The sequence below is a fragment of the Martelella endophytica genome (genome assembly GCF_000960975.1).
Classification (GTDB): domain Bacteria; phylum Pseudomonadota; class Alphaproteobacteria; order Rhizobiales; family Rhizobiaceae; genus Martelella; species Martelella endophytica.
This window is the reverse complement of sequence record NZ_CP010803.1, coordinates 1,877,690-1,903,360: the sequence shown is the minus strand read 5'-3', so window position 1 is coordinate 1,903,360 and position 25,671 is coordinate 1,877,690. Positions and strand designations below refer to the sequence as shown.

General features: G+C 63.4%; 20 protein-coding genes. 5 read left to right on the top strand and 15 right to left on the bottom strand.

The features are described 5' to 3' along the window. The first annotated feature begins 164 nt into the window (after positions 1–164). A complete protein-coding gene (locus TM49_RS08605) occupies positions 165–647 on the top strand; it encodes a MarR family winged helix-turn-helix transcriptional regulator (RefSeq protein ID WP_045680564.1) in 483 nt (160 codons plus the stop codon). Here TM49_RS08605 and TM49_RS23635 read toward each other — a convergent pair. Both TM49_RS23635 and TM49_RS08595 read right to left on the bottom strand, forming a co-directional pair. After that, positions 641–913: a DUF7218 family protein gene (locus tag TM49_RS23635; protein ID WP_158498620.1), complete on the bottom strand. Its 273-nt coding sequence runs from the start codon at positions 911–913 to the stop codon at positions 641–643. The two genes, TM49_RS08605 and TM49_RS23635, sit on opposite strands and share 7 nt — an antisense overlap. 72 nt (positions 914–985) lie before the next feature. Continuing rightward, positions 986–1,234 (bottom strand): hypothetical protein, encoded by a 249-nt coding sequence (locus TM49_RS08595; protein ID WP_045680562.1) that lies wholly within the window; start codon positions 1,232–1,234, stop codon positions 986–988. A 164-nt stretch (positions 1,235–1,398) separates the two neighbouring features. Here TM49_RS08595 and TM49_RS08590 point away from each other — a divergent pair, with 164 nt between their 5' ends. From TM49_RS08590 to TM49_RS08580, 3 genes are all read left to right on the top strand, one after another. Next, on the top strand, positions 1,399–2,919 hold the full coding sequence (locus tag TM49_RS08590; RefSeq protein WP_045680559.1) for an alkaline phosphatase family protein: 1,521 nt from the start codon (positions 1,399–1,401) through the stop codon (positions 2,917–2,919). An 80-nt stretch (positions 2,920–2,999) separates the two neighbouring features. Then, positions 3,000–3,605, top strand: coding sequence for an exopolysaccharide biosynthesis protein (locus tag TM49_RS08585; RefSeq protein ID WP_244464823.1), 606 nt, complete (start codon positions 3,000–3,002; stop codon positions 3,603–3,605). 109 nt (positions 3,606–3,714) lie between these two features. Next, on the top strand, positions 3,715–6,162 hold the full coding sequence (locus TM49_RS08580) for a beta-glucosidase (RefSeq protein ID WP_045680556.1): 2,448 nt from the start codon (positions 3,715–3,717) through the stop codon (positions 6,160–6,162). Positions 6,163–6,220: 58 nt separating this feature from the next. On the opposite strand, the gene TM49_RS08575 is transcribed toward TM49_RS08580, so the two are convergent. Beyond that, positions 6,221–6,718: a BON domain-containing protein gene (locus TM49_RS08575; RefSeq protein WP_045680555.1), complete on the bottom strand. Its 498-nt coding sequence runs from the start codon at positions 6,716–6,718 to the stop codon at positions 6,221–6,223. 172 nt (positions 6,719–6,890) lie between these two features. After that, a complete protein-coding gene (locus TM49_RS08570) occupies positions 6,891–8,084 on the bottom strand; it encodes an MFS transporter (protein WP_045680553.1) in 1,194 nt (397 codons plus the stop codon). Positions 8,085–8,167: 83 nt separating this feature from the next. Here TM49_RS08570 and TM49_RS08565 point away from each other — a divergent pair, with 83 nt between their 5' ends. After that, positions 8,168–9,151 carry an AraC family transcriptional regulator gene (locus TM49_RS08565; RefSeq protein ID WP_045680551.1) on the top strand — a complete coding sequence of 328 codons (984 nt, stop codon included), beginning with the start codon at positions 8,168–8,170 and terminating at the stop codon, positions 9,149–9,151. 6 nt (positions 9,152–9,157) lie between these two features. On the opposite strand, the gene TM49_RS08560 is transcribed toward TM49_RS08565, so the two are convergent. The 11 genes from TM49_RS08560 to TM49_RS08510 form a co-directional block, all read right to left on the bottom strand. Next, the gene (locus TM49_RS08560) at positions 9,158–10,030 is read right to left on the bottom strand and encodes an NAD(P)-dependent oxidoreductase (RefSeq protein WP_045680549.1); all 873 of its coding nucleotides are present in this window, start codon (positions 10,028–10,030) and stop codon (positions 9,158–9,160) included. A gap of 78 nt (positions 10,031–10,108) precedes the next feature. Then, positions 10,109–11,194: a beta-galactosidase BglB gene (gene bglB / locus TM49_RS08555; protein WP_045680547.1), complete on the bottom strand. Its 1,086-nt coding sequence runs from the start codon at positions 11,192–11,194 to the stop codon at positions 10,109–10,111. Positions 11,195–11,198: 4 nt separating this feature from the next. Further along, positions 11,199–13,697, bottom strand: a complete 2,499-nt coding sequence (locus TM49_RS08550; RefSeq protein ID WP_179945017.1) for a hypothetical protein — start codon at positions 13,695–13,697, stop codon at positions 11,199–11,201. After that, positions 13,690–14,943, bottom strand: coding sequence for an HAD family hydrolase (locus TM49_RS08545; RefSeq protein WP_045680545.1), 1,254 nt, complete (start codon positions 14,941–14,943; stop codon positions 13,690–13,692). The genes TM49_RS08550 and TM49_RS08545 overlap by 8 nt, the downstream gene beginning before the upstream one ends. After that, positions 14,940–15,971 (bottom strand): ABC transporter ATP-binding protein, encoded by a 1,032-nt coding sequence (locus TM49_RS08540; RefSeq protein WP_045680543.1) that lies wholly within the window; start codon positions 15,969–15,971, stop codon positions 14,940–14,942. Before TM49_RS08540 ends, TM49_RS08545 begins: the two co-directional genes overlap by 4 nt. Further along, on the bottom strand, positions 15,968–17,002 hold the full coding sequence (locus TM49_RS08535; protein ID WP_201777037.1) for an ABC transporter ATP-binding protein: 1,035 nt from the start codon (positions 17,000–17,002) through the stop codon (positions 15,968–15,970). The genes TM49_RS08540 and TM49_RS08535 overlap by 4 nt, the downstream gene beginning before the upstream one ends. A gap of 8 nt (positions 17,003–17,010) precedes the next feature. Then, entirely contained in the window at positions 17,011–18,147 is a 1,137-nt protein-coding gene (locus TM49_RS08530; RefSeq protein WP_045680541.1) for an ABC transporter permease, read from the bottom strand. A 7-nt stretch (positions 18,148–18,154) separates the two neighbouring features. Then, positions 18,155–19,141, bottom strand: coding sequence for an ABC transporter permease (locus TM49_RS08525; RefSeq protein WP_045685007.1), 987 nt, complete (start codon positions 19,139–19,141; stop codon positions 18,155–18,157). 149 nt (positions 19,142–19,290) lie between these two features. Continuing rightward, a complete protein-coding gene (locus TM49_RS08520) occupies positions 19,291–21,192 on the bottom strand; it encodes an ABC transporter substrate-binding protein (protein ID WP_045680539.1) in 1,902 nt (633 codons plus the stop codon). Positions 21,193–21,378: 186 nt separating this feature from the next. Further along, positions 21,379–22,422, bottom strand: coding sequence for a LacI family DNA-binding transcriptional regulator (locus TM49_RS08515; protein ID WP_045680538.1), 1,044 nt, complete (start codon positions 22,420–22,422; stop codon positions 21,379–21,381). Then, positions 22,419–25,463, bottom strand: coding sequence for an alpha-mannosidase (locus TM49_RS08510; protein ID WP_169749066.1), 3,045 nt, complete (start codon positions 25,461–25,463; stop codon positions 22,419–22,421). Before TM49_RS08510 ends, TM49_RS08515 begins: the two co-directional genes overlap by 4 nt. Positions 25,464–25,671 lie beyond the last annotated feature (208 nt).

Below are 25,671 nucleotides of genomic sequence, written 5' to 3'. Positions count from 1 at the left end.
CGCGCCGATGAAGAGGCGGCCTGCGACAGAGCCGCACGACCACCGATAAAAACGTTTCCCGGCGGCGAAAGCATGTCCGCCACCGATGGGAAACATCAAGGGTTGTATTTTGATTACAGCAAAAATCATTTGAGTTCAAATTATTTTTGCTGTAATTATTCCGCATGACGAATGACGCACTGAATCCGGATAATGCCCGCGCGGTGATGAAATCCATCCGCCGCATCGCCCATGCGATCGATGCCCGCTCCAAGCGCATCGGCCGGGAGACGGGCCTTACCATTCCGCAGATCGTGGTGTTGCAGGCCGTGGCCGACCAGGGTGCGCTGACGACCGCGGCAATCTCGAAGCAGGCGGACCTCAGCCCGGCGACGACCGTCACCATTCTCGACAAGCTCGAGGCCAAGGGCCTCATCGAGCGCAGCCGATCGCTGGAAGACCGGCGCAAGGTGCGCGCGATGCTGACAGAGGCCGGTTTGCAGACGCTTTCGAGCGCGCCATCGCTGTTTGCCGATGGTTTTGCCGCTGATTTTTCCGCATTTTCGGCTATCGAGCAGGAGGCCATCGTCACGTCCTTCATCAGGGTCGCCGACCTCCTCGATCCAGGCGCGGACGAGGTGGAGGCGGAAGTTCGTCCGCCTCAGTGATTGCGCAAAGCGTCGATCAGCTCGTGCTTGTTCATATCCGACCGGCCTTCGACGCCAATCTCCTTTGCGCGATCGTAGAGCGCATCGCGCGTCCATTCCTCGAAAGGCTCGGACTTGCCGCCCTTCTTCGAAGGGTGCATCTTGCTGTTGGCCTTGGCGTTCGCGATGCGCGCCGCCTTTTCCTTGGATGCGCCGTCCTCGCGCAGGCCTTGTAGGTGTCCTCGTCCTTCACGGACGAACGGTTGTTGCTGGAAGCCATGATACAAGTTCTCCGGTCGGTCGCCGGATTAACGTTCGATCATCGCGGATGGTTCCAACAGAAGGCCTGTCGGAACGGTCTATTTCGAGCGCGCTTCCGCACCTTCGACGATCGCCCGGATCGTCTCCGAGACCCGATACTGGAAGGCGAAGGCTTCGTCTGGCTCGAAACCCGGGTCCTCTTCCTGCCCCTTGACCGTCAACAGCCCATCCAGCGCCGCGCGGAAGCGAACACGGTGTTCTTCGGAAAGGGCGGAGGCGAGCGCGATCAGCACTTCCTGGTGAGCGGCCATCTGCGCTTCCAGCCGGTCGAGACGTTCCTGTGTCATATTCGCCCTCTTCACATGTTTCCTCAGCCCAAGAGGTACACAGCCGACAGGCAAAATCAATGCGCTTTCGGCGCAGAATCGTCACTTGCCACGAACACGACGTCATAATTTCCGTTATACTCGCATGCCATATCCCACCCGCAAGCCAAGCCGGAAGCGACGCGATGAAACCCAACATCCTGCTGATCACCGCCGACCAGTGGCGGGGCGATTGCCTTGGCCTCGCCGGCCACCCCACTGTCAGGACCCAGCATATCGACGCACTCGCCGCCGAAGGCGTCGCCTTCATGCGCCACTATGCGGGCTCCGCGCCCTGCGCGCCTGCCCGCGCCACGCTTTATACCGGCCTCTACCAGATGAACCATCGCGTCGCCCGCAACGGCACGCCACTCGACGACCGGTTCGACAATATCGCAAGGCTCGCCCGCCGCGCCGGCTACGATCCAACGCTGTTCGGCTATACCGACACCACACCCGATCCCCGCGCGCTGTCGCCGAACGACAGCCAGCTGCAGAGCTATGAGGGCGTGCTGCCGGGATTTACCGTGCGCCAGCTTCTGCCGGAGCACCAGAAGCCCTGGCTCTCCTGGCTGCGCGGCCGCGGTCATGCCGAGGCGACCGACCTTGCGATCCAGAAACCGATCTCCGGCAACGGCAAGGGCGTGTCGAACGCTCCGCCCGCCTACAGCGCCGACGAGACCGAGACGGCCTTCCTTGCCGACGAATTCCTGCGCTGGCACTCCGAACAGGAGGGCAACTGGTTCGCCCACGTCTCCTTCATCCGCCCGCACCCGCCCTATGTGGTGCCGGAACCCTACAACACGATGTTCGCGCCCGAGCAGAACCTCGGCTTTTCCCGTGCCCCAAGCCGCGCGCGCGAAGCAGAACTGCACCCCTTCCTAGCCTGGGAGCTTGAAACGCAGGGCGGCAAGAAAAAGAAAAAATTCCTGCCCGGCGCCAAGGGACGGATCGCGGACTGGTCCGAGACCGATTATGCGGCGCTGAGAGCGATCTATTTCGGCATGATCGCCGAGGTCGACGCCCAGATCGGGCGCATCGTCGCCGCGCTGAAGAAGACCGGCGCATGGAACAACACCATCATCATCTTCACCTCCGATCACGGCGAGATGATGGGCGACCACTGGATGCTCGGCAAGGGCGGCTTCTTCGAGGGGAGCTACCACACGCCCCTCGTCATCCGCGACCCGAAATACCCGAAAGGCGAAGGCAAACAGGTCGACGCCTTCACCTCGGCCGCCGACATCCTGCCGACGCTTGCCGCGCGCCTCGGCCTCGTGCCGGAAAACCATGTCGACGGCGCCTCGCTGATGCCGTTCCTGCGCGGCAAGAAGCCCGAGACCTGGCGCGACGCCGCCTTTTACGAATACGATTTCCGCGACATCGCCAGAGCAAAGGCAGAGGAGCACTTCGACCTCCCCTACAGCCTCTGCAACCTCGCCGTCGTCCGCGACCACGCCTTCAAATATGTCCACTTCGCCGGCATGAAACCGTTGCTGTTCGACCTTACAATCGACCCGCACGAATGCACCAATGTCGCCGACGACCCGAAATATCTTCCGGCCCGCCTCGCCTATGCCGAAAAGCTCCTGTCACTGCGATCGGAGCACCTCGACCAGACGCTCGCCGCAACCACCGTGTCGCCGGATGGGCTCATCCGGCAATAGCGGGCCTGCTGCGCATCGAGGGAACCTTGTCGGGCGGATGGCGTTCATCTCACATGACATCCCCGCCTCAGGAGCTATCCTTGGAAAACGCCAGCGCGAGCGATCATGCGTTGAAGTCGCTGACCGATATCGTCAAGCGGGCGATCAGCGAAACCGGCGACGGGTCCGTGTCGGTCGATGAGCTGATGCGCTCCTTCGGGCAGACTTCGTTCGTGCCGCTGCTGCTGCTGCCCGCGCTGGTGCTGATCACGCCGCTCAGCGGCATACCGGGGCTTTCGACCTTCTGCGGCATCATCATCCTGCTGATCGCGGGACAAAGGCTGGTCGGCCACGAGCAGATCTGGCTGCCCGGCTGGATCCGCAAACGGTCCGTCAAGTCGGCCAAGCTGCATGACGGGCTGGAAAGGCTGCTGCCGCTGACGCGGTTCATCGACAAGCTCAGCCGCAGACGGCTGACCTTTCTGTTCCACAGACCGTTTCACGTCATCCTGCCGCTCGCCTGCGTCATCTTCGGCGTGGTGATGCCGATGCTGGAATTCGTGCCGTTCTCGTCCTCGCTCGTCGGTGTGGCGGTGACATTGATCGCTTTTGCGATGCTGACCCGCGACGGCCTGTTTGCGCTGATCGCCCTTATCCCCGTCGGCGTCGTAACCTGGGGGATCTACGCCGTGCTGTCCTCGCTGTAAGAGCCATAAATTGCGCTTTTCGCTGCCGCGACATTTGCGATTGCCCGATCCCGCCCCGAAGATGCTAGAACACCCTCGACGCATCTGAAGTTCGGTGAGGAGAGAGACGATGGTTTCGAACAGGCTCGCGGCGCTGGCTGACGCAATGACGCTTGAGGAGCAGGTTTCGCTGCTTTCGGGCGAGGATTTCTGGTCGCTGCCGGCGGTCGACCGTCTCGGCATCGGCAAGCTCAGGGTCACCGATGGCCCGAACGGGGCGCGCGGTTCCGGTTCGCTGGTCGGCGGCGTGAAGTCCGCCGCCTTTCCCGTCGGCATCGCCATCGGCGCCAGCTTCGATCCCGCCCTGGCACGCGAGATCGGCGCGGCCATCGCCGAGGAGGTGAAGTCCAAGGGCGCCCACGTATCGCTGGCGCCGACCGTCAACATCCACCGCTCCGTCACCAATGGCCGCAACTTCGAATGCTATTCGGAGGATCCGGAGCTCACCGCAGCGCTCGCCGTCGGCTATGTCGAGGGCCTGCAGAGCCGCAAGGTCTCGGCCACCATCAAGCATTTCGCCGGCAACGAATCCGAAATCGAGCGCACCACGATGAGCTCGGAAATCGAGGAGCGGTCGCTCAGGGAAATCTATCTCCGCCCCTTCGAGGATGCGGTGAAGAAGGCCGGCACCTGGGCGGTGATGAGCTCCTATAACCGCCTGAACGGCACCTACACATCCGAAAACCAGTGGCTTCTGACCGACGTGCTGCGTAAGGACTGGGGCTTTGACGGTGTGGTGATGTCCGACTGGTTCGGTTCGCATTCGACGGCCGAAACGGTGAATGCCGGCCTCAATCTCGAAATGCCAGGGCCGGCCCGCGACCGCGGCGAGAAGCTGGTGGCCGCCGTCGAAGCCGGCACGGTGACGCGCGAGACCATCCGCGCGCGCGTGCTCGATATCCTGCTCCTGATGGAGCGCACCGGCGCCCTTGACGAAAAGACAGCCTTCGAAGAACACGCCGACGACCGGCCCGAGCACCGCGCCCTCATCCGCCGCGCCGGCGCGGCGGGAACCGTGCTGCTGAAGAATGCGGACGGCCTGCTGCCGCTTGCAGAAACCGCAGGCAAGATCGCCATCATCGGGCCGAATGCGAAGACCGCGCAGATCATGGGCGGCGGCTCGGCGCAGCTCAATCCGCATTATCGCGTTTCCCCCTTCGACGCGCTTGCCGACAGGCTCGGCGCGGACCGATTGGTCTATGCCAAGGGCTGCACCAATCATCGCTGGGAACCGGTGTGGACCGGCGATATCGCCGTGGACTATTTCGCCAATGCCACGCTTTCCGGTGATCCGGCCCACGCTGAAACGGTCAACGACGCCAACATGTTCTGGATCCCGCCCTTTGCCGGCGGCAAGGTCGATCCGCACCGCTTCTCGGCCCGGCTTTCCGGCACCTTCGTTCCTGATGCGAGCGGCCTTCACCGCTTCGGCATGCATTCTGCCGGGCTTTCAAAGCTCTTCGTCGACGGCAAATGCATCATCGATCTCTGGGACGGGTGGACGCGCGGGCGGACCTTCTTTGAGGAGGGCTCGGACGAGGTGACCGCCGATATCACGCTGGAGGCGGGCAAGGCCTATGCGGTGACCATCGAATTTGCCTGTGGTGCTGCCAAATCACTCGGCCTCTCTGCGCTCAGGGCCGGCGTTTCACGCCCGCTTGGCGACGATGACATCGCCGCGGCGGCGGAAGCGGCTGCAACGGCCGAGACCGCGATCGTCTTCGTCGGCCGTTCGGGCGAATGGGATACCGAGGGCAGCGACCTTGAGGACATTACCCTGCCCGGCCGCCAGGACGAGCTTGTCGCCGCCGTTGCCAAGGCCAATCCGCGCACCATCGTCGTGCTGCAGACCGGTGGCCCGGTCGAAATGCCGTGGCTCGATGATGTGCCGGCGGTGCTGCAGGCCTGGTATCCGGGTCAGGAAGCGGGCAATGCCATCGCCGATGTTCTGTTCGGCGATGCCGAGCCGGGCGGGCGCCTGCCGCAGACCTTCCCGAAGCGCTTCCGCGACAATCCGACCTTCCGTCAGGACCCGGAAATCTATCCAGGGCTTGATGGCAAGGTGCGCTATCAGGAGGGCCTGTTCATCGGCTATCGCCACTACGACCAGCAGGGCATCGATCCGATGTTTCCGTTCGGCTACGGTCTTTCCTACACCGATTTCGACTGCGGGTCGCTGGATCTTGATGAGGATGAAACCGGCTTTTTGGCGCGCATTGCGGTCACCAATCCCGGCGTCCGCGCGGGCAGCACCGTGCTGCAGATCTATGTCGGCGATGATGAGGCCAGCGTCGAACGGCCGGTGAGGGAACTCAAGGGCTTTGCGAAGATCGAGCTTGCGGCGGGAGAAAGCCGCGAGATCATCATCGCCCTACCGCCTCGCGCCTTCGCCTTCTATGACACGACGATCGGCGCCTTCCGCATTGAAGCGGGACGTTTCACCGTGAGCGCAGGCTTTTCGGCCACCGACCTGCGCACTTCCGCAGCCATCGATATGCCGGAAATGATCCTCGACTGAGCGACCGCGTTGCTCCGGGCAGGGCGCCAGAGGGCCTCCCTGCCCGGTCCCCTCCATCCTACTGATCAAAATCCCACGGCACGTGACTGTCGGCGCCGATCAGCATCACGTGGCTGCGCACGTCGCGCACGCCCTTGACGGCGAGCACCATGCGCTCGAGATGAACGCGATCTTCTTCGGTCTCGACCTCGCCCTCAAGCCGCGCAATACCACGCGAGACATCAACGGTGATCAGCCCGACATCGAAACGGTCATCGTCGTCGATACACCGTGTGATCGTGTCGGCGAGATCGTCGTTTTCGATCAGCCTTTCTTCCTCGGCATCCGTCAGCGACTTGCCGACGCCGCGTTTGAGCACCGTATCGCCGGTAATCTCAGCGCCGGCATCGGCCCGCTGATCCAGGTTGGAGCTGGTTGCGCCATAAGGGGCGTTGCGGCGGCCCTTGCGGCCGTCTTCGTCGCCATAGGGCCAGCCATCATCCAGGTCCCGGGCTTCAAAATCGCGGTAATCTTCCTCCCGCGCACTCTCGTGCAGTTTCCTGTTTACTTCAGCCATGATCGATCTCCCTTTCATGTCCCTTAAACGGATGAAAGGCCGGAAGGTTCGCAGCCCCTGCTGATTTATGAAGCGAAAGTGACAGGTCGTGGCAAAGCAGTGCCGCAAGACTCTGACAGCACGAAAAAGCCCGGCCGGAGCCGGGCTTCACCGATTTCTGATGGTGCTCGTTTCACGCGGCAGCAGGCGAAGCCGCGCGGGTGCGGACGCCGAGCATGATGGTCAGCGCGCTGAAAAGCAGCACCACGCCGCTCGCAAACAGTGTCCCGGTTCCGCCGGCGGCGTCGAACACGATGCCGCCGAGGCCGGCGCCAAGCCCAATCGCAAGCTGGATTGTCGCGACGAACAGGCCGCCCGCGCTCTCCGCCTCATCCGGCACCGTGCGGGCAATCCAGCTCGACCAGGCTACCGGGACGCCGCCGAAGATCATGCCCCACAGCACGACAGAGACGATATCGGTGAGCGGATTGCCACCGAAGGCGACCATCACCAGCGCCAGCGTGCCCATCGACAACGGCACGATCACCAGCGTCAACCTCAGGTTCAGCTGCGCCATCCGACCGGCAAGGAAAGTGCCGAAGAAATTGGCGATACCAAAGCCGAGCAGGACGATCGCAATCATCTCGATCGAAAATCCGCCGCTGGTCTCGAGATAGGCCCGAAGATAGGTGAAGAAGATGAAGTGGCCGCCGAAGACGAGCAGCACGGCCAGCATGCCGATGCCGATGCCGGGACGCAGAAACACCTCGCCGAGCGTCCGCAACCGGGCGATACCGGCGGGCCGCATGCTGGGCAGGCTGCGCCACTGTGCAACAAGCGAGACCCCACCGAGCAGCGAGGCCAGCAGGAAAACGCCGCGCCAGCCGATGATTTCGCCGAGATAGCTGCCGACCGGGGCGGCGAATACCGTCGCGGCGGATACACCACTCATCACGATGGAAAGCGCCCGTGGCACCAGAGCCGGCGGGACGAGACGCATGGTGACGGCCGTCGACATTGCCCAGAAGCCGCCGAGCGCGACACCGAGCAGCACCCGGCCCGCGAGCAGCATGGATACGCCCTGCGCAAAGGCCACCATCAGATTGGAGATCACCAGAAGGACCGAAAAGATCATCATCATATGGCGCCGATCCGCGCCGCGGGCAGCCGCCGAGATCAACAGGCTCGCGGCAAAGCCGAACATCGCCGTCGTCGTCACCGCCTGGCCGGCAGTGCCTTCCGAGATGCCGAGATCGGCGGCAATCGGCGTCAGCAGGCTCGCCGGCAGGAACTCGGCGGTGACGAGGCCGAAGACGCCAAGCGTCATCGCCGCCACGGCGCCCCAGGCGGGCGCACCGGACGCGCTCTCGTTCGTAACAGGGTTCATTGCGATATCCTTCGCGATGGGAGGAAGAGGATGGCGTTAAGCTAAGCTGGACTTGCCGGACTTTCTATGCCAGTAAATCCGCCATGCATGATCATTCGTCCGAAACCCGACCACTCGACGCCGATCTTGTGAGCGAACTCCTGCTCGGCATGCGCCTCGTCGGCATCGATTACCGCCGCATCGAGCTTGCCGAACCGTTTTCCCATTCCTTCGGCGGCGACGACGATCCGCGGGCGAAATTCGTGTTCATCGCCCGTGGCCAGATTGCGCTGATCACGTCCAGCGGCGCGGTCCACGACATGGCGGCTGGCGACGCGGCCCTCTTGCCCCGCGGCGGATCGCACCGCCTCGCTTCATCGCCCGAAAATCCCGTGCCATGCACCGATCTCACGACCCTGCCGACCGCGCCGATCTGCCCGCAGGTCAGGGAAATCCGGACATGCGAAGCGACACCGCCCGAAAAGCGGGTGGTGCTGTTTTCCGCCTGCATGGACTTTGACCTCGGCAGTATGCATCCTCTGGTGGCACTGATGCCCGAGGTGATGCGCGTCGACACGTTGACCGAGCGCTACCCGGAAATCCTGCCCATGCTGGAAGCCATGGCGCGCGAGGCCAAGGACGGCCGCGCCGGTTATGCCGGCATTCTCTCGCGCCTTGCCGACGTGGTCGCCGCCTGCATCGTGCGGGCCTGGGTCGAGTGCGGCTGCGGCGATGCCACGGGCTGGATCGCTGCGCTGCGCGACCCTCGCCTCGGCCGCGTGCTCGTCGCACTTCATCGCGATCCGGGCCGCAACTGGTCGGTGGCCGAACTTGCGCGCGAGATGGGTGCCTCGCGATCGGTCTTCGCCGAACGCTTTCTTGAGGTCACCGGGGTGACGCCGCTACGCTATCTCACCGAAATGCGCATGCGCCTCGCCGCCGACTGGATCGGCCGCGAGGGCATTGCGGTCGAAACAGCCGCCCATCGCCTCGGCTACGGCTCGCAGGCCGCCTTCAGCCGCGCCTTCAAGCGCATCACCGGCCACCCGCCAAGCCGCATCGTCTCAAGCCTGCCCGCGCAATTGTAGAGCAGCCTACTTGTCCTCCAGCCGCGCCAGCAGCGCGGACGTGTCCCAGCGATTGCCGCCGAGCTTCTGTACGTCGCCGTAGAACTGATCCACCAGCGCCGTGACCGGCAGCGTCGCGCCATTCCGACGGGCTTCCGCCAGCACGATGTCGAGGTCCTTGCGCATCCAGTCGACGGCAAAGCCGTGATCGTACTTGCCCTCGTTCATGGTCTTGTGACGGTTTTCCATCTGCCAGGAGCCGGCAGCGCCCTTCGAGATCACCTCGACGACCTTCTCGATGTCGAGTCCGGCCTTCTTGCCGAAATGAATGCCTTCCGAGAGCCCCTGTACGAGACCGGCAATGCAGATCTGGTTGACCATCTTGGTGAGCTGGCCCGCGCCGGTCTCGCCCATCAGCCCGACCATGCGGGCATAGGCCTCGATGACCGGCTTCGCCTTTTCAAAGGTCTCCGTGTCGCCACCGCACATGACGGTGAGAACGCCGTTTTCCGCACCGGCCTGCCCACCGGAAACCGGCGCGTCAATGAAGCCGCAGCCCTTCTCGGCACAGGCGGCGGCAAGCTCGCGCGCGACCTCGGCGGAAGCGGTGGTGTTGTCGATGAGGATCGCACCCGGCTTCATGCCCGCGATCACCCCGGTCTCGCCAAGCGTGACCGAGCGCAGGTCGTCGTCATTGCCAACGCAGGTAAAGATGAAATCGGCATCCTTTGCGGCCTCGGCAGGCGTTGCGGCGCTGGCGCCGCCATGTTCGGCGACCCAGGCCTCGGCCTTGGCGGCAGTGCGGTTATAGACGGTCACGTCGTGTCCGCCCTTCGCCTTCAAATGCCCCGCCATCGGATATCCCATGACGCCCAGTCCGATGAATGCCACCTTTGCCATCTGCCGTTCCTTCTCGAATTATCAGTTAACGGCAGGCTTACCGGAAATGGGCCGGCAGGAAAAGGCTCGGTGACCTGCCTAACCTTTGGCCGTCGCCCGCGACATTGCCTCCACCAGCATCATCATCGTCAGCGCCTGCCCATAGGGCGCCGGGATATCCGGGATGTCCTTGTAGAACTGCAGCGTATGGCCCATCGGCGTGCCGTCGGAGACATGGGTGACAATGCCATCATCGCCGATGCAGTTCAGCACAGCAGCAAAGGCTTTTTCCGCAACGGGACGCAGCCGCTCGGGCAATATGCCGAGCGAAATGCCGCGCGAAATGCCGTAGGCGATGCCTGCGGTGGCAGACGCCTCGATCGGGGCTGCCGGGTCATCGAGAAGCGTGTGGAAGAAGCCATCGGCATTCTGCAGCTTCTCGAACGTGTTGACCTGCGACAGCAGCACATTGGCGAGATAGAGATGGGTCGAGGACGGCAGGTCGTCGACGATCGAGAACAGTTCCGGGATGGCGATCGTGATCCAGGAATTGCCGCGCGCCCAGAAGGCATTCGCGAAATTGTGGCGACCGTTGAAGGTCCAGCCATGATACCAGAGGCCGGTCTTCGCATCGCCGAGGTAGCGGGCGTGAAGGAGGAACTGATAGACCGCCTCCTCCACCCAGTCCGGTCGCTCGAAGCGTTTTCCCGCGCGGGCGAGGAACAGGCAGGTCATGAACAGCGTGTCGTCCCAGAGCTCGCCGTCGTTCATTCGCTCCTTCACGACATGCTGGAAACCGGCATCCTCGGTGCGGGCGAGCCCCTTCACCAGCCAACCGGCCCAGTCCTTCACCAACTCTTCCCAGTCCGGCCGGTCGACATCGTCGATGAGGAAGGCGAGCGCCAGCATCGGCGCGGTCGAATTCACCTGACGCGGCGGCAGGCCGCGCGATATCTGCCAGTCATACCAGTCGGCCAGCGCCGCAACCAGGTCCATGTCGCCGGTCTGGCAGGCATGGCGATAGAGCCCGTAGACGCCGACGCCGATCTCCCAGTCCCACTCATCGAACTGCAGCGAAAAGGCACCCTCGGCGATGGGCGCGGTCTCGTTGATGCCGCGAAGCCGGGAGAGGCCGGTGGCGACGCTGGAAAGATGGCCGAGAAGTTCCTGTCTGTCGTGATACATGGCTTCAGTCTTTTTCAGGTTTGGGAAGGACAGCCGCCAGCCCGCTTATTTCGGGGAGATGCGAGCCTGTGGGGAAGGGATGATGTGTTCCGTCGACGAAGAGACCGTCGTGGTAGTCGAGCTTGAGAAGCGGCGCTGCGGGCCGTTCGAAAACGAGCGCGAGCGGGTCGTCCTGAAGGCGGAGCGTTGCGGCACGGGCGATGTCAGCGACCTTTGCGAGCGTGGTTGCGGCGAGGTCGCCGACCATCATCGCAAAGCCGGTGCGGCGACCCGTCACACGATGCTCGAGCCCGGCACCGGGCCCCTCGCTGACAGATTCGATGGGCCCGGTTGCCTTCAGCATGACAAAGCCACCGCCGGAGCGCAGCACCAGCCAGTCCTCGCCCGCAATATGCTCGTCGAAGACGGAAATCGGGGCATAGGCGTGGGTGAAGGCAAGTCGCGGGTTCTCACCGAGCTCGCTCAGCATCAGGCAGACGTTTTGGTATTGGCCGACGCGCGGCATGATGCCGTTTCCGGCCCAGTAGGACGGCCGGTCAGAACCCCAGGGATCATCGGCACCCGGATGATTGACCCAAACGCGCGCCATCGGATGACCGGCGGCCTGGACATCGGCGAGATGCTGCTGATGCCCCTTTCGGCCCGGTTCGGCATCGATGCTGGCGGAAAGCTGCATGGCCGCGGTTTTGTATAGCGCGAGCTGGGCGGCCTTGTTGTAGCCCTGGATATAATGCGCTGAAACGGCCCGGCCCGGCGACGGCGCAACGTATTCGCAAAGTCCTTCCGGCGGCACATAATCGCCGGCGCAGAACATCGGCAGCGCGGCGACACCGCGATTGAGCCAGCCTGTCCCGAAGGCGATGGTGGCGAAGGGCGCAAGCTCGCTGAGCGGACCGGCCCTGAGCTCCTTGTCATAGGCCCGGCCCATCGTGCCGGCCGCAACGCCGTTGATCGTATGCAGCGCGATCATCGTGAACAGCCGGTCGAGGACGCCCTCGGCACGACGTTTCAGCGTTTCGCCGGCAAAGCGCTGCAGCGCCAGCAAGCCGATGAAATCGATCGGGTAATAGGCGGCGGAGTTCCATTCCGCGAGACCGTGGTCCTCGATGGCATCGAACCAGCGCGACAGGCGTTTTTCGGCAAGCGCCGCATGCTCGGCACCGGTCAGGCCCGCATTGGGGAACACCGCATCGGAAAACAGCCGGCCGGCGATCAGCGCGCTGACATGGAAACACAGCACATGGTTCTCGCTCCAGAACCACATTGCGTCATTGCCAGGTTCGTCCATCCAATAGCGGTAGCCGAGGATGGCGGCCTCGATGCGGGCGATCAGCTCCGGCGGAAGCGCGTCGCGGTGAGCGCCATAAACCCAGAGCAGCGGCACCATGACGAAGTCGGAGCAGTCACGTCGGTCGTCGATGGCGAGGAGCGTATCCTCGAGTGCCGCGAAGGAGGCCTCGTCTAGCGGCAGGCCGCGCGCGAGGCGCGCCAGAACGCGGCCCATGCGCTGCTCGCCATGTTCGGCCAGATAGTCGAGCCCGGCCTTCTTGCGTGTGGCGAGATCGCCGGAGAGCTTCAGTGGCTGTTCGTCGCGCAGCAGAGCGAAATCAATGACCCGGTCGATGCGGCTCTCGCCGAGAGAAAACACAAGTTCGAGCTCGTGATAGCCGTCCGGCAAGCTCTCCGGCAGGCCAAGCGGTACCCGGTCCTGCCCGGCGGCAAGCGTCACCATCATCTCGTAGAGCGGCGGCAGGTGGCGCATGTGGACGCTCTGGTGCACGGCTGCCGACACCGTCACATCGCTTCCCGCCGGCGTGTCGAACACCAGTTCCACGACGTCACCCTCACCAAAGACGACCTTCGCGGGACGCACGGCGCGGGCGAGCGCCATCAGCGTATCGAGCGCCTGCTGGTCGGCGGCGCCGGGAATGACGGCAGCAAGATCGCCGTCGCCGAGAAAGGTCAGTTCAACGAAATAATTGGTGTCGCGCTCGGCCATTTCCTCGACCAGCATGACGACCTCGCAACCGCCGTCGGCAAGGTCCAGGACGATCTCCGTCTCCTGCGCGACGTTGCGGGTGTATGGCTCGAAGGCGGCGGCCAATTCGCCATCGACCCAGACATGAACGCCGCCGCAGGTCGAAAGGCGGAACGGATAGGCACCAGCAGCAGGCGGCACCAGCCTTGTGCGCACCCAGCGCTGAAGCCGCGTCGGGCGATGCCAGAAACCGGAGAATTCGAGCCTGCGGTTGAAGCCCGGCAGGTTTGTCGAGACGATCTCGAAATCGTCCTTCAGTGCAACGGTCCGGGTCGCGATATCGGCCCTGAGCGCCGTGCGACAGGGCAGCTCACCCACATCCACAAACCCGTTGACGAACTTGTAGTCGACATTGTCGGCCCCGCGCGTCACCGCGCCGGGATAATACGCGGCCTCAAGCGGGCCGAGCGCGAACGCCGTCACGGTCTCGCCGGGGCGACTGATGAAGCGTGCTTTTTCAGCCATCAGCGGCCTCCGTCAGCGACAACTCGATGGCCTCGATTTCGGCGACCAGCCGGTCGAGGCTGTCGATGCGGTATTGCGGCACTTCGATTGTCGCAGCCGGCACATGGGTGCGCCGTTTCGACCAGGCGACGAACAGGCTGATAAGGCCGAATTCGTTGGCACCGCGGATATCGCGCTCCAGATTGTTGCCGACCATGACAATGCGGGAACGCGCCTCGTGGCCCAGCCCGAGGCCGTCCATCGCCGCCTCGAACATCTCCGGCGATGGCTTGGACGCGCCGACATCACCGGAGATGGCGTGGGTATCCATCAGGTCCCAGATACCGCGCGGCATCAGCATGTTCTCGAAGGTCCCGCGCGGCCCGTCGGCAACCAGCGCCAGCCGGTGGCCAAGCCGGTGGAGCGCGCGCACGGCATCCATCGCATGGGGTATTTCATCGCCCTCAACCACGACATCGCTTCCGGGAAGCCTTATCTCCGTGCTCTCGTCGATAAGCGTATCGCCGCAATCGAGGAACACGGCTTCCAGATGCGGTACCTTTTCCGGCAGCGCGGCGATCAGCGCCTTCATCCGCAACGGTATGAAGGCGGCGAGCGCGGACCACGGCATCAGCGCCGGCTCCGTCGCTGGGCGCTCGAACAGGAAGGAGGGCGTGAAGGCGGCACGTTTCATCGCAAGCCTTGCAAGCCGGTGGTCGCGGGCAGTCGCGGCATAGGCGCCACCTTCGGCAAAGGAATTGCCGAGATGCACGCCCTCCCGACCGGCCTCCGGACCGCACATCTGAGCAATATGGTGACCGGCGATGAACGACATACTGCGCAAAACGCCCCAGAGCGCATGCTTGCCCGGCTCGACATAAAGCACCGGCCGCGTGCCCTCCATCTCCGGCAGGCCACTGCCGTCATCGATCGAGACCCGCATGCCATGCATGGAGCCCTCGACACGGGTAACAGCGCCCGCCGCATCGAGATGCACCCAGACATGTTCCAGGTCGTAGAGATGCTGGATGTCCCAGTCGTGCCAGATGGCATATTCGATGACGGCGCCCCCCGGCGGCGGGGCGATGGCGAACTTCGAGGACGGCGATTTTGTCGCCGCGCGCATGACGCTGTAGCCGAGCGCCAGCGGCGGCGACGGCTCGTTCCCGTCCAGCATCAGGACAGGCCGGTATCGCGCCGCCAGTGCGAAATCACCGTCTCGGGCATCCGTTGGCGGTGCCGGCACGGCGGGTGTAAACAGGGTCATTCGCCCACTCCCTGCAATTCCAGTGTCTCTGCGTAGTGACAGCGGACCTGCCGCCCGGCGACCTCGCGAAGAGCAGGCTTTTCAGCGCTGCAGCGTTCCGTCGCATAGGCGCAGCGAGGATGAAAGGCGCAGCCGGAAGGCGGCTCGGAGGCGTCGGGAACTTCGCCCTTGAGCACACCGCGCTTTTCGGTGGAGCGCTTGCGCGGGTCCGGCTGCGGCACGGCACGCAGGAGGGCTTCCGTATAGGGATGGCGCGGCCGTGCAAACAGGCTGTCCGTCTCCCCGAGCTCGACGATCTGGCCGAGATACATGACGGCGATGCGGTCCGAAATGTGCTCGACCATGCCGAGATCGTGGGTGATGAACAGATAGGTGAGGTGAAACTGCTCCTGCAGGTCCTGCAGGAGGTTGATGTTCTGGGCGGCGACCGAGACATCGAGCGCCGAGACCGCTTCGTCGGCGGCAATGAAGGCGGGCGAAAGCGCCAGAGCGCGCGCGATGCCGATACGCTGCCGCTGACCGCCGGAAAACGCATGCGGATAGCGCGAGGCATATTCCGGGCGCAGCCCGACGAAGGAGAGGAGTTCCGCAACGCGCTTGGCAATCTGCTCCTTGGTGTAACCATGGACGACCATCGGTTCGCCGATGAGTTCCAGCAGCGTCATGCGCGGATTGAGCGAGGAATAGGGATCCTGGAAGATCATCTGCATTTCGCGGCGGACCGGGCGCAGTTCCTTGTCCCCCATCGCCGAGATGTCGATGACGCCGCCTTCCTCGCTGCGAAACAGGATCTCCCCTTCCGTCAGGCCATAAGCCCTGAGGATGAGCCGCGCGACGGTGGATTTGCCCGAACCGCTCTCGCCGACAAGGCCGAAGGTCTCACCCTTCCTGATATCGAAGGTGACATCGTCGACGGCGCGCAGCACCTTCAGCTCGCGGCCCTTCTTGCCGCCCTTCACAACGAAATGCTTCTTCAGGCCGCGCACCGAAATCAGCGCGTCATCCGGCATGGTCTTCATCTCGTTCATTGTCCGCCCTCCGGCAGGTTTCCGGCGAAGTGACAGAGCGCCTCCTGGCCGCGCGGAAAGGGAATGCGGGGCGGCGCCTTGGCGGCGCAGATGGACGGATCGGCATAATCGCAACGGGTGTGGAACACACAGCCGGACGGGATGTTGTAGGGATCCGGCACGGAGCCCTTGATGACCTTGAGGCGCCGCTGCTTCTGCTGGCCGAGACGCGGGATCGAGCCAAGCAGTGCCCGGGTGTAGGGATGCTGCGGATTGTAGAAAATGTCATCGACAAGCCCGGTCTCGACCACACGGCCGAGATACATCACCGCCACCCGATCAGCGATATCGGCGACAACGCCGAAATTGTGGGTGATGAAGATGATCGCCATGCCCAGTTCCTGCTGCAGCGATTTCAGCAGTTCGAGGATCTGCGCCTCGGTGGTCACGTCGAGCGCCGTGGTCGGCTCGTCGGCAATCAGGAGCGCCGGGTCGCAGGCAAGCGCGAGCGCGATCATCGCGCGCTGGCGCATGCCGCCGGAAAGCTGGTGCGGATAGCTGTCGACAAGCCGCTCCGGCTGGGGGAGCTGCACGCGCGCCAGAAGATCGATCGCGCGGGCGCGGGCCTCTTCCTTGCCGACACGCCGGTGCAGCATCACCGTGCGCATGATCTGGGTGCCGATCGAATGCACCGGCGAGAGCGCCGTCATCGGCTCCTGGAACACCATGCCGATCTTGCCACCGCGCAAGCGGCGCATCAGCCGGCTATCGCGGGCAACACCATCGAGGCGATATTCGGTCTCGCCGTCCGGATTGAAGCGGATCGTGCCGTCCCCTTCGCGCGCATTCTTCGCCAGAAGCCGCATGATGGCCCGCACCGTCACCGATTTGCCCGAGCCGCTTTCGCCGACGATGCCGAGAACCTCGCCGCGGTTGACGTGATAGTTGACGCCGTTGACGGCGGTCACCAGCCCGTCGCGGGTCTTGAATGCAACCTCGACATCATCGAGCTGCAGAAGCCGTTCCGGCGGCATTTTGACTTGGTCCAGCATGGCGGCACCTATTGTCCGTAGGGATCGGCCGCATCGCGCAGGCCGTCACCGAGGAAATTGAAAGCCAGCACGACCGCGACCACGGCAAGACCGGGTGCAAGCAGCCATGGGGCGAGCGAAATCGAGCGGAGGTTCTGCGCATCCTGCAGCAGCACGCCCCAGGAGACGACCGGCGGCCTGAGCCCAAGCCCGAGGAAGGACAGCGCCGTCTCGCCGAGGATCATCTCCGGCACGGCGAGCGTCATCGCCGCGATGATGTAGGAGGTCATTGCCGGCAGCATGTGCTTGGTGATGACCCGGTATTCCGAGGCACCGGCAAGCCGCGCCGCCATCACATAATCCTCCGACTTCAGCGACAGGAACCGGCCGCGCACGACGCGGGCGAGATGGGTCCAGCCGATCAGCGCCAGGATCAGCGTGATCAGCACGTAGACGAAAAGCGGGTTCCACGAGATCGGCAGCGCTGCGGCAAGGCCCATCCACAAGGGGATCGTCGGCACCGATCGGATGAATTCCATCATCCGCTGGATCGCGGTGTCGGCGAAGCCGCCGTAATAGCCGGAGATCGAGCCGAAGAAGATACCGAGCACGAAGGCGAAGAACACCCCGATGAGCCCCGCCGAAAGCGTCACCCTTGCGCCGTAGACGAGACGCGAGAACAGGTCGCGGCCGAGCGAATCCGTGCCGAGAAGGTTGATCTTCTGGCGCTTGGCATCAATGCCGAAGAGATGCAGATCGGCCTTCCAGATGCCCCAGAACTTGTATTTCTCGCCATGGACGAAGAACTTGATCGGCAACGGTTTGCTGGTGTCGGCGACATAGGTGACGCGGGCGGTCTCCGGATCACGGGTGCGCTTCAGCTCGTAGACGAAGGGCCGCGTTAGCGAACCGTCGTGGACGACCCGAACCAGACGCGGCGGCACGAAGGTCTCCAGCCGCTCGATCGAATCCGGCGCATAGGGCGCGACGATCTCGGCGAAGATGGCGACGAGGTAGGCGAGCACGAGGAAAGCCAGCGACACCACCGCCAGCCGATGCTGGCGAAACCGCCACCACATCAGCTTCCAGGAATTGGCGGTGTAGATGGTCTGCTCGGCGTTGGCGAGCTCGTTTTCTTCCGCGTAGACGGTCGTTTCATAGGTCATGATGGCCTCACGCGTAACGGATGCGCGGATCGGACCACGCGAGAAGGATGTCGGAAAGCAGCGTGCCGATGACGGTGAACACGCTGAGGATCAGGATGAAGGCGCCGGCGAGATACATGTCCTGCATCTTCAGCGCCTGCAGCATCAGCGGCCCGGTGGTCGGAAGGTTCAGCACGACGGCGGTGATGACGTCGCCTGAAAACAGCGCCGGCAGCGCCCAGCCCACCGTCGAGATGAACGGGTTCAGCGCCACGCGCACCGGATAGCCCCAGACCACCTGGCGTTCCGAGAGCCCCTGTGCATAAGCGGTCTCGACATAGGGTTTTCCGAGCTCATCGAGCATGTTGGCACGCATGACGCGGATCAGTCCCGCCGCGCCGCCGGTTGCGAGCACGACAATCGGGATCCAGACGTGGTTCAGCACGTTCAGGACCTTCGAAAGGCTGAGCGGCGCACCTTCGAAGCGCGGCGAGATCAGGCCGCCGACATCGATGTTCATCCATGCGAAGCCGATCCACATCAGGATCAGCGCCAGCAGGAAGTCCGGAATGCCCTTGCCGAGGAAGCCGAAGATGGTGAACACGTAGTCGAGCAGCGAATACTGACGCTGCGCCGAATAGACGCCGATCGGGATCGCGATGATCCAGGTGAACACCAGCGACAGCGACGACAAGAGCAACGTCAGCGCCAGCCGGCTCCAGATCAGGTCGGAGACCGGCGCGTTCCAGTGGAACGACTGGCCGAAATCGCCATGCAGCAGGATATTGCCGATCCAGCGGACATATTGCACAAGGATCGGATCGTTGAGCCCGAGCTGGGTGCGGATCGCATTCTCCTGCGCGGCGGTGATGTATTCACCGCTGTTGCGCAGCTCCGCGGCATAGGCTGTGACATAGTCGCCGGGCGGAAGCTGGATGATGATGAAGGATATGAAGGACACGACAATCAGTGTGGGGATCGCCCACAGAATTCGTCGCAACAGGAAATTTGCCATCGTCTGCTCTCCGCACACTGCCACCCACCGGCCGCCCGCGATAACGGGCGGCCGGCCGGCTCCGCATGATCGCGGAGCCGCTACTCTTCGGGGAGGAAGGCCTCACCTTGCGGCGGCGGTGACCCGCCATGCCGCGCTTCTTCGGGACGTCAGTTGCCCTGCTTGATCCAGAACTGCTGCGGCTGGGCATAACCGACACCGCGGGTGACATCGTCCTGGATCAGGTCGTTGCGCACATTCATGAAGTCGTTCTTGACGATCATCGGCGCCTTTTCCTCGCCGACCAGGCCGATGACATAGCCCTGATCCACGAAGGTGCCGATCATGTCGTTGAGAGCAGCATCCGCATCTTCAACGGACCCTGCGACGGAAGCCTTGTCCCAATCAGACCAGATGGTGCGGATCGGATCGTCGGCCGGCGGCTCGATGCCGCTTTCGCCCTCGGTCGAATACCAGACGTAGTGCTGCTGGGCGTAGCTGTCATTGCCCATGATGTTGCGCGGATCGGCGGACACCACGGAGAGACGGTCGACCGGCGTGTACTGGATCTGGAAGTTGTTATTGTCGCGGTTATCGTCCCACTGCGTGCGGTCAATAATGCGCGGCAGAAGCTCGATGCCGATATCCTTGTAGTAGTCGGCGGCAACTTCCAGGATCGGAGCCGCGTAGTCCTGGTAGGCCTCTACCACGATCTGCAGGCGCTTGCCGTTCGGCAGCAGGCGATAATCGTCGGCGTCGCGTTCGGAAAGGCCGACCTTGTCGAGAAGCTCGTTTGCGAGATCCGGATCGTATTCGGTCCAGTGCGTCTCCCAGTCGGCATTGAAATACGGCGAGCCGGAAACCGGCGATACGGACCGAGGCTCGCCAAGGCCGGCAAAGCCCAGTTCGTTGATCGTCTCGCGATCGATACCGACGGACAGCGCGTGACGGAAGTCGGCATTGTTGAACAGCGGGTTGAGCTGCTCGTCCGTGGTATTCAGGTTCGGAACGAAGGACCAGACATTTGCCGAGATCGACGTGCCGACATGGTAGCCGCCCTTGTCCGCGTTTTCCTTGTAGAAGGTGAAATCGCTGGTGTTGACGTAGCGCATCTGCATGTCGATCTGGCCCTGAACGATCATCAGGTTGAACGAGTCAGCCGCGTCGAACAGGCGATGTTCGATGCGATCGATATAGGGAAGCTGGTTGCCGTCCTGATCGACCGCCCAGTAGTAGGGATTGCGCACCATGGTCACGACATTGGCCGGCGCCGGCGTTTCGATCTTCCAGGCGGTGATCACCGGCAGTTCCGGGTTCTGCCACCACGAGGTGATCGGCCCCTTCGAACCCCAGAGATCGCTCCAGCGCTGGACACCATGGTCTGCGGCCGCCTTGGCGAGTTCGTCGGCGTTCGCATAATGGTCGTTGAACTGGCTCAGATAATGCTTCGGATACAGGAAGGACGGGCGGTCGAGGCTCGGCTCACCGGTTGAGTCCTTGGCCAGGATGTTGAGGAAGTAGACATAGGGCTGGGCGAACTTGATCGTGAAGGTCCGGTCGTCCTTGACCTCCAGCGTCATCGGCACGCCACCCGGTGAAAAGGTCGGGTCGATGGTCGGCGTCAGCGCCTTGTTGAGGAAGACGTCATTGTACCAGAACTCGACATCCTCGGTCGTCACCGGCTCACCGTCGGACCATTTCATGCCGTCGAGAAGCGTGAAGGTGAATTCGGTGGAGTCGTCGTTGACGGAATAGCTTTCGATGTAGGCCGGCACCAGCGAGATGTTGCCCTCGGCATCCGGTACGTATTTGAGCACGCGCTCTTCCATCAGCTTGGTCGGGCCCCAGCGATCGCCCGGGCCGCTATAGGCACGGTGCCAGGTGCCGCCATACTGGCCGACCTCAACAGCATCAACCACCATCGGGTCAGCGGGCAGACGCTCGTCGACCGGCGGCAACTTGCCGGCGTCGACCTCGGCCTTCAGCATCGGCGCTTCCTGGAAGGCATGCGCCAGAGAGACACTGGCAAGTAGTGCAACGGCAAGGCTACCGGACCGTAAAAATAATTTCATAATTCCCTCCCATTCAGAGTGTTAATCCAAGCCGGGAACCTCCCTGATTACCGGCCCTCCACAATTCTCGACCATTTCTAACGGCGATTTCTGCAAAAAAGCAATAAAAAAATTCCACAGGATGACCCGTCATTCCAAACCATCAAAATGAAAATATTTTCATTTCTACAGGAAAGACACTGGCACTCAGCCCTTCGGCACCGCAATGCTGTCGCGCAGAACCACCTCGCAGCCGAGCTCGACCCGATGCGCCGCGCGCGGCGTCTGGCCGTTTTTCGCCCGCGCCTCCAGAAGATCGAGCGCCGTCGGCCCGAACTGCTCGAGCGGAATCAGCACCGTCGTCAGTGGCGGCTGGTGAAGCTCGCCGAGCGCCACGCCATCGAAGCCCATCACCGAAATATCCTCCGGCACGCGCTTGCCGGCCCGCTTCAGCGCCCGGATCGCGCCGAAGGCGAGATTGTCGGCGGCGCAGAACAGCGCGGTCGCACCGTCGAGATCGGGATGTGTCTCCATCCATTCCGCCAGCGCCTCGTCGCCATGCTGCGGTTCGAAGCCGCGCGCCATGACGACGATTGCGCCCTCTTCCGGCAAACCGGCATCGCGGAACGCGTCGAGGAAGCCGTCTAGACGCCGGTCGACGGTCTTGCGGCCGCGCCAGGTGAGATGGATGATGCGGCGGTGCCCCTTGTCGATCAGGAGCTTCGTCGCCTTCTGCGCGGCGAAGCGGTTGCCGGGCGTGACGCTGTCGATATGCATGTTCGGATCCTCGCCGTTGATGAGGACAGCGGGCATGCCGGAGCGGCCGATCGCATCAAGCAACGCGCTGCGGTCGTCATTGATGACGATGATACCATCGGCCTTCGCCGCCCTTGCCGCCATATCGACGGCCTCCACCGGATCCTCGCGGCTCAGTGTGAAGGGCACAAGACGCACGCCACGCGCCTCGCAGTCGCGCGTCAGCGCGTTGAGGATGGTCCAGGAGACGAGGTTGACGTCGCTGTCCGGCAGCGCGTCCTGCGGCACTGCCAGGAGCACCTTGTTGACGGCGTTGACCGAGGCACGCGCGGTGCGCCGGGCAAGATAGCCAAGCTCACGGGCGGCATCGAGCACGCGGGCACGCACCTCCTCGGAGATCGGCGCCGTGCCGTTCAGCACGTGCGAGACGGTGGAAATCGCGACACCGGCACGCTCGGAAACATCGCGCATGCCAACCTTCTCACCCTTGCTCATCCAGGTCTCCTTTCGGCGGAACGCCTCAGCCTCAGCGTCTTGATCTCGAACGGCGCGAAGGTGAGCCTTGCCTCTCCCCCCTCAAGCGGCAGAGCGACAGGCGCCTCTTCCATGAGATCGACCTCGGTCACGTCAACAATCTCCGCTGAAAAGGCAATCGCAGTTGTCTGCTGCGCGCCGTGCCGTTCCCAGAGCCGCACGACAAGGCCATCGCCATCCTCGGCCCGCTTCACCGCTTCCACGGCAATCGCCGGATTGTCGACCGCAAGCGGCGGCGCAATCACGCCCGCAGCGCCGGCGCCCTTGCCCGCAATCAGGTTCAGCGGATGATTGAACGCTTCCGCCGCCATCGACACGGCCGAACCATCAATGCCGTGATGTGGCATGATGCCGTAGCGGAAGCGGTGCTCGCCCTGATCGGCTTCCGGCCACGGATAGGTCGGCGAGCGCAGCAGGGTCAGCCGCAGCGTCGTGCCGCGGGCGTCATAGCCGTATTTGCAGTCGTTAAGGAACGCCACGCCGAAACCGGGCTCTGACAGCGAAACCCAGCGATGCATCGGGCTTTCGAAGCGAGCACGGTCCCAGCTGGTATTGGCGTGGGTCGGGCGCGAGACATGTCCGAACTGGATCTCTGCCTCGCTCTCCGCCGCGCGCACCGCAAGCGGAAAGGCTGCCTTCACCAGCGTGTTGTGCTCGTGCCAGTCGATGGATGTGTCGAAGGCGAGCACGCCGCCGTCAGCCTCAAGCGAAGCCACCTGAACGATGCGCGATGCCTCATAAGCCCATTCGAAGCGGATGGCGGCGCGATATGGCCCGGTCTCGACCACTTCCGCGCTGACAAGATTGTCGATTTCGAAAACCTGATCCTCGAAGGTGCGGTCGATATCCCAGGCATCATATTGCGCCGGCAGGTCGCGGAAGGCCTGAAGCCGGTTGCCGGCCTCGCCGGACTTGAGGCATTCGCGGCCCGACACCTTGTCGATCAGAGAAACCAGCCGCCCTCTGTCATCAAAGGCCGCACGGACCCGGTCGTTTTCAAGACGCTCGGATGTGACCTCCAGCGACCCGTTGCCGGACGCTGCCGCCGTTGCCGGCACAACCGGCAGCCGCGCCGCAGCAAGCCCCGGCACTGGTTCGACCGGCACGGCCTGAAGCCGGGCGCCGTCCGCCGCGATGACTGTCTGCGACGCCCGCCCCGCAACCGTCACCGGCTCATCGGAGGCCAGCATCGCCAGCCCGCCGGCGGCCTGCGCGAAGGGATTGACGGCGAGCATCTCGCCCTCGCCTGCCAGCGCACCCGCAAGGCTTTGCCGCAGCACTTCGGCCCGCCCGAAGAAGGTCGCATAGTCCTCGTCGCTGTCGTCATAGACGAGGCCGATCGAGGAGCCGGGCAGGATATCGTGGAACTGGTTCAGGAGCGCGATATCCCAGAGGGCGGCAAGCTCCTCGCCGGGATAGTCCGCAGCGCCGGAGAACCAGGCGAGGCTTGCGAGTGTTTCGAGCTCCCGCAGCATCGCTTCCGCCCGACGGTTGTTGCGCTTGACCTTGGCGACCGAGGTGAAGGTGCCGCGGTGGAATTCGAGATAGAGCTCACCGACCCAGACAGGATAGTCTGCAGGGTTCCCATGCATGCGCGCGACGATGCGATCCAGAACCGGCCCCATGAAGCCCTGCGACACGCGCGGGCAACCGGGAATGCCGCGTTCCATGCGGCGGATATGTTCCAGCATTTCCCGCGTCGGGCCGCCACCGCCATCGCCGAAGCCATAGACCAGGAACAGTTCGTCATTCGCCTGTTTCTCGGCATAGCGGCGCCAGGTGCCCATCACATGGCTGGCCTTGAGGTCCGGGCAATAGGTCGTATTGATCGAGGTAGCGTCAGCCGGCTGAGTGGTGAGGAAATAGGTCGGCGCCTGTGTGCCATCGATCCCCTGCCAGAAGAAGGTCTCGCTCGGCATCTTGTTGGTGTCGTTCCAGGACATCTTGTGGGTGACGAACACCGAAAGCCCGGCAAGCTTCATGATCTGCGGGAAGGCGGCGGAATAACCGAACGTATCCGGCAGCCACAGCACGCGCGGGCGCACGCCAAACGTCTGCTCGTGGTAGCGCACGCCGCGCAGCACGTGGCGGACGAGCGATTCACCGCCGGTCACGTTGGCGTCCGGCTCCAGCCACAGCGCACCTTCGATCTCGAACCTGCCGACCTGCTGCTGCTCTCTGATGCCTTCGAACAGCGCGGGATAGTCCTGCTCAAGATAGTCGAGCAGCAGGCCCTGATTGTACATGAACCTGTATTCCGGATATTCCGACATCAGATGCAGCGCCGTCGCCATCGACCGCGCCATCTTCTGCCGCGTCTCGCGGATGCGCCAGAGCCAGGCGACGTCGATATGGGTGTGGCCGGTGACGGTGATATGCGGCGCGATCTCGGTATCGGCAGCCTCGTAGATCTTCGCGGCAGTTGCCCGCGCAGCCGCAAGGCTCTCCGAGAAACGCCGGGAATTGCCGGCCCTCAGATCGACGGCGTTGATCGCCTGATAGACCGTCTTCAGGATGAAATCGCGGCGGTGGTCGTGAATGTCGAGATGCTTCGCCACATCGAGCGGTGCGCGAAGATCGTAGTAGAGCGCCTCGGCCTCGGTATCGTGGATCAGGATACGGCCGGCAAAGCCGAGCTGGCGCCGGCTCTCGATGGTGCCGGCTTCGATCATGATGTCGAAGACCTCGCCACCCCGCGCGGATTTCGTCAGCAGGATTTCGCGGTGATTGTAGTCGGCACCCTGAACGATTTCGCCGTTGATGCGCACCAGGCACTGCGGATCCGAACGCCCCATCACCCGACCGAACATGGCCTCGACGCCGAGGCAAAGCCTTTTGCCGGAGAGCTCTTCGGGAATGCGCACTCTGCCCGCAAACCAGAAATAGCTCTGCGGTTCACCCCAGACCGTGTCCGGCGTCACCGCCTCCCAGTCCGGCTCCGGGCCGGCGAGCATCCGCGCCCGTTCCGATGGCGGGGCCTCACGGAAAGCGAAGTCCGCCATGGTATCCGTGCCTATGAAAATGCGCTCGCGCAGCACCTCGACAAGGTGCTCGATTTTCGAGAATTCGATCAGCTTACCCTCCCATTACGCCCAGTTAATGCAAATATTTCCATGCCAGCTTTCGAACGGCAGACATTTCGCGGCGTCCTCGTGCATTAAAATTGCAAAACTTTCAGCTCCGGTCTAGAGACGAGGAAGGGACGAAGAG

Excerpts from the sequence above, each read along its gene's own strand:
- TM49_RS08550 (WP_179945017.1), bottom strand. The coding sequence starts at position 13,697 with ATGGCTGAAAAAGCACGCTTCATCAGTCGCCCCGGCGAGACCGTGACG.
- TM49_RS08510 (WP_169749066.1), bottom strand. The coding sequence starts at position 25,463 with ATGGCGGACTTCGCTTTCCGTGAGGCCCCGCCATCGGAACGGGCGCGG.
- TM49_RS08540 (WP_045680543.1), bottom strand. The coding sequence starts at position 15,971 with ATGAACGAGATGAAGACCATGCCGGATGACGCGCTGATTTCGGTGCGC.
- TM49_RS08570 (WP_045680553.1), bottom strand. The coding sequence starts at position 8,084 with ATGAACCCTGTTACGAACGAGAGCGCGTCCGGTGCGCCCGCCTGGGGC.
- TM49_RS08520 (WP_045680539.1), bottom strand. The coding sequence starts at position 21,192 with ATGAAATTATTTTTACGGTCCGGTAGCCTTGCCGTTGCACTACTTGCC.
- TM49_RS08535 (WP_201777037.1), bottom strand. The coding sequence starts at position 17,002 with ATGCTGGACCAAGTCAAAATGCCGCCGGAACGGCTTCTGCAGCTCGAT.
- TM49_RS08590 (WP_045680559.1), top strand. The coding sequence starts at position 1,399 with ATGAAACCCAACATCCTGCTGATCACCGCCGACCAGTGGCGGGGCGAT.
- TM49_RS08575 (WP_045680555.1), bottom strand. The coding sequence starts at position 6,718 with ATGGCTGAAGTAAACAGGAAACTGCACGAGAGTGCGCGGGAGGAAGAT.
- TM49_RS08515 (WP_045680538.1), bottom strand. The coding sequence starts at position 22,422 with ATGAGCAAGGGTGAGAAGGTTGGCATGCGCGATGTTTCCGAGCGTGCC.
- TM49_RS08560 (WP_045680549.1), bottom strand. The coding sequence starts at position 10,030 with ATGGCAAAGGTGGCATTCATCGGACTGGGCGTCATGGGATATCCGATG.
- TM49_RS08530 (WP_045680541.1), bottom strand. The coding sequence starts at position 18,147 with ATGACCTATGAAACGACCGTCTACGCGGAAGAAAACGAGCTCGCCAAC.
- TM49_RS08595 (WP_045680562.1), bottom strand. The coding sequence starts at position 1,234 with ATGACACAGGAACGTCTCGACCGGCTGGAAGCGCAGATGGCCGCTCAC.
- TM49_RS08525 (WP_045685007.1), bottom strand. The coding sequence starts at position 19,141 with ATGGCAAATTTCCTGTTGCGACGAATTCTGTGGGCGATCCCCACACTG.
- TM49_RS08565 (WP_045680551.1), top strand. The coding sequence starts at position 8,168 with ATGCATGATCATTCGTCCGAAACCCGACCACTCGACGCCGATCTTGTG.
- TM49_RS08580 (WP_045680556.1), top strand. The coding sequence starts at position 3,715 with ATGGTTTCGAACAGGCTCGCGGCGCTGGCTGACGCAATGACGCTTGAG.
- TM49_RS08545 (WP_045680545.1), bottom strand. The coding sequence starts at position 14,943 with ATGACCCTGTTTACACCCGCCGTGCCGGCACCGCCAACGGATGCCCGA.
- bglB (WP_045680547.1), bottom strand. The coding sequence starts at position 11,194 with ATGTATCACGACAGACAGGAACTTCTCGGCCATCTTTCCAGCGTCGCC.
- TM49_RS08605 (WP_045680564.1), top strand. The coding sequence starts at position 165 with ATGACGAATGACGCACTGAATCCGGATAATGCCCGCGCGGTGATGAAA.